1 protein-coding gene is annotated in these 2955 nt (G+C 74.4%); it reads left to right on the top strand.

Features of this window, described 5'->3' with window-relative positions; genetic code table 11:
• Positions 1-65: 65 nt before the first annotated feature.
• Positions 66-2955: glycoside hydrolase/phage tail family protein (locus JWQ05_RS09505; RefSeq protein WP_299657887.1), on the top strand; the 2890-nt coding region annotated here is incomplete at its 3' end.

Raw genomic sequence — 2955 nt, 5'->3', positions numbered from 1 at the left:
GTTCCGGTTCCCCGCCGGAATCTGATCGCCCTCACGCCACCCGCGTCCCATCCCCGGAGCCCGCCATGGCCACGCTGATCCTGCAGACCGCCGGGGCGGCGGTGGGTACGGCCCTGGGCGGGCCGATCGGCGGCATCGTCGGCCGTGTCATCGGGGCGGCGGCCGGCATGGGCATCGACAGCGCCGTCTTCGGCGGCAGCGCCACCGCCCGGGTCGAGGGGCCACGCCTGTCGGACGTGGCGGGCCTGTCGTCCACGGAGGGCGACCCGATCCCGCGCGTCTACGGCCGCGCCCGGATCGGCGGCACGCTGATCTGGGCGACGCGCCCCCTGGAGGTCGCGAGCACCAGCGTGGAGCGGGCCGCCGGCGCCAAGGGCGGCGGCGGGGGGAAGACCGTGCGCACGGCCTATGCCTATTTCGCGGACCTCGCCATCGGCCTGTGCGAGGGGGAGGTCGCGGGCATCCGCCGGGTCTGGGCCGATGGCCGCGAGATCGACCTGACCACTCTGGCCTTCCGCCTGCACCGGGGCGGAGCGGACCAGGCGCCCGATCCGCTCATCGTCGCCAAGGAGGGCGCGAACGACGCGCCGGCCTATCGCGGGCTCGCCTACGTGGTGTTCGAGCGCCTGGCGCTGGCCGAGTTCGGAAACCGGATCCCGCAATTCGCCTTCGAGGTGATCCGCCCCGTGGAGGGGCTGGCGGGCATGATCCGGGCCGTCTGCCTCATCCCCGGCTCCACCGAGTTCGGCCTCGACCCGCTGCGCGTCACCGAGGATGCGGGCTATGGCACCACCCGCCCGGCCAACCGCTTCCAGCTCCAGGCGGGCGCCGACGTCGTCGCCTCGCTCGACGCCCTCCAGGCCCTGTGCCCGCGCCTCACCCGGGTCTCGGTGGTGACGAGCTGGTTCGGCGACGACCTGCGCGCCGGGTCCTGCACGATCCAGCCCAGGGTCGACAGCGCCACGAAGGTCACGACCGGCGACGTCTGGAGCGTGGCCGGACTCGGGCGCGGGCAGGCGGGCCTCGTCTCGACGGCGCCGGGCGGCGGGCCGGCCTATGGGGGCACGCCTTCGGATGTGGGCCTGACCCGGCTCGTGGCCGAACTGCGCCGGCGCGGCCTCGGGGTGGTGCTCTACCCCTTCGTGATGATGGACGTGCCTCTCGGCAACGCCCTGCCCGACCCGCGCGACGCAGGCGCGGGGCGCCAGCCGCCCTATCCCTGGCGCGGACGCATCACCTGCCACCCCGCCCCCGGCCAGCCCGGCAGCCCCGACGGCACGGCGGCGGCGGAGGCCCAGGTGGCGGCGTTCTTCGCGCGCTACCGCAGCCTCGTGCTGCACTACGCGGACCTCGCCGCGACCTGGGCATCGCAGGGCGTGGAGCTCGCCGGCTTCATCGTCGGCAGCGAGTTCGTCGGGCTGACCCGGGTGCGGGGGCGAGGCGGCGCATACCCGGCGGTGGAGGCCTTCCGGACGCTGGCCCGGGAGGTGCGCCAGCGCCTGGGGCCAGGCGTCAAGCTCGCCTATGCCGCCGACTGGACCGAGTACGGCGCCGATGTCCGGGACGGCGGGGCCACGATCCGCTTTCCGCTGGACGCGCTCTTCGCCGATCCGGCCATCGACGCGGTGGGGATCGACTACTACCCGCCGCTCACCGACTGGCGCGACGGCAGCCATCACGCCGACCTCACGCTCGCCGACGACATCTACGACCGCGCCTACCTGAAGGACCGGATCGGCGCCGGCGAGGCCTTCGACTGGTACTACGCCGATGCCTCCGACCGGGCGGCGCAGATCCGTAAGCCGATCACCGACGGGGCCTACGGAAAGCCCTGGATCTTTCGGCCCAAGGATCTCGTGGCCTGGTGGTCGAACGCTCATGTGGAGCGCGAGAACGGGATCGAGACCCGCGCTACGCCCTGGGTCCCGCGCGCCAAGCCGATCTGGCTCACCGAGATCGGCGTGCCGGCTGTGGACAGGGGCACCAACGGCCCCAACGTCTTCCCCGACCCGAAATCCTCGGAGAACGCGGCCCCGCCCGCCTCGCGCGGCACCCGCGACGACCTGATCCAGATGCGCGGCCTCGCCGCGATCCTGGGGCGGTTCGATTCCGGCCTGCCCGGCTTCGAGCCCGCCCACAACCCGGTCTCGCCGCTCTACGGCGGAACCATGGTGCCGGCGGATTCGATCTTCGTCTGGGCCTGGGACGCGCGGCCCTACCCGGCTTTCCCGGACTTCGACACGATCTGGGCGGATGCGGGCAACTGGTCGGTGGGCCACTGGATCACCGGGCGCCTCGAGGGGCTCGAACTCGACCGGCTCATCGCCGCGATCCTGGCCGACCTCGGGATCGACGGGCCCGCCGCGGTCACGGCCGACGCTTTCCTCGACGGCTACGTCATCGACCGGCCGATGTCGGCCCGGGCGGCCCTGGAACCGCTGGCGCAGCTCTACGGCCTCGACGTCTCGGGCCTCGCCGGGACCCTGACCTTTCGCGGACCGCGCCGCGAAGTCCCGCAGGTGGTCGAGGCCGGCGACCTCGTGATGGGGCGGCCCGAAGCGGCGCCCTTCAGCCGCGTCCGGGCCGAGGAGGCGGAACTGCCGCGCTCCGTCGAGGTCGGCTTCACCGACGCGGAGAGCGCCGAGTACCGCCGGGCGAACGCCGCCGCGATCCGCCCCACCGGCGCACGGCGGCGGGAGACGCGGATGGAGGCCGCCATCGTCACCCGCCGCGACTGCGCCGAGGCCCTGGCGGAGGCCGCCCTCGACGCGACCCTGGCGGGGCGAGACACGGCGCGCTTCGCCGTGAGCCCACGCCGGATCGACCTCGCGCCGGGCGACCTCCTCGCCCTGCCGGGCGAGCGCCTGCCCCATCGCATCGTGCGGATCGCCGACGGCCCGCAGGGGCGCCAGGTGGAGACGCGCGGGGTTCCGCTCCATGGGCGGGCACCCCGCG

This window comes from Methylobacterium sp. (assembly GCF_028290105.1).
GTDB lineage: Bacteria > Pseudomonadota > Alphaproteobacteria > Rhizobiales > Beijerinckiaceae > Methylobacterium.
The sequence above is the reverse complement of the archived record's forward strand: the minus strand, read 5'-3'. Positions and strand labels throughout refer to the sequence as shown.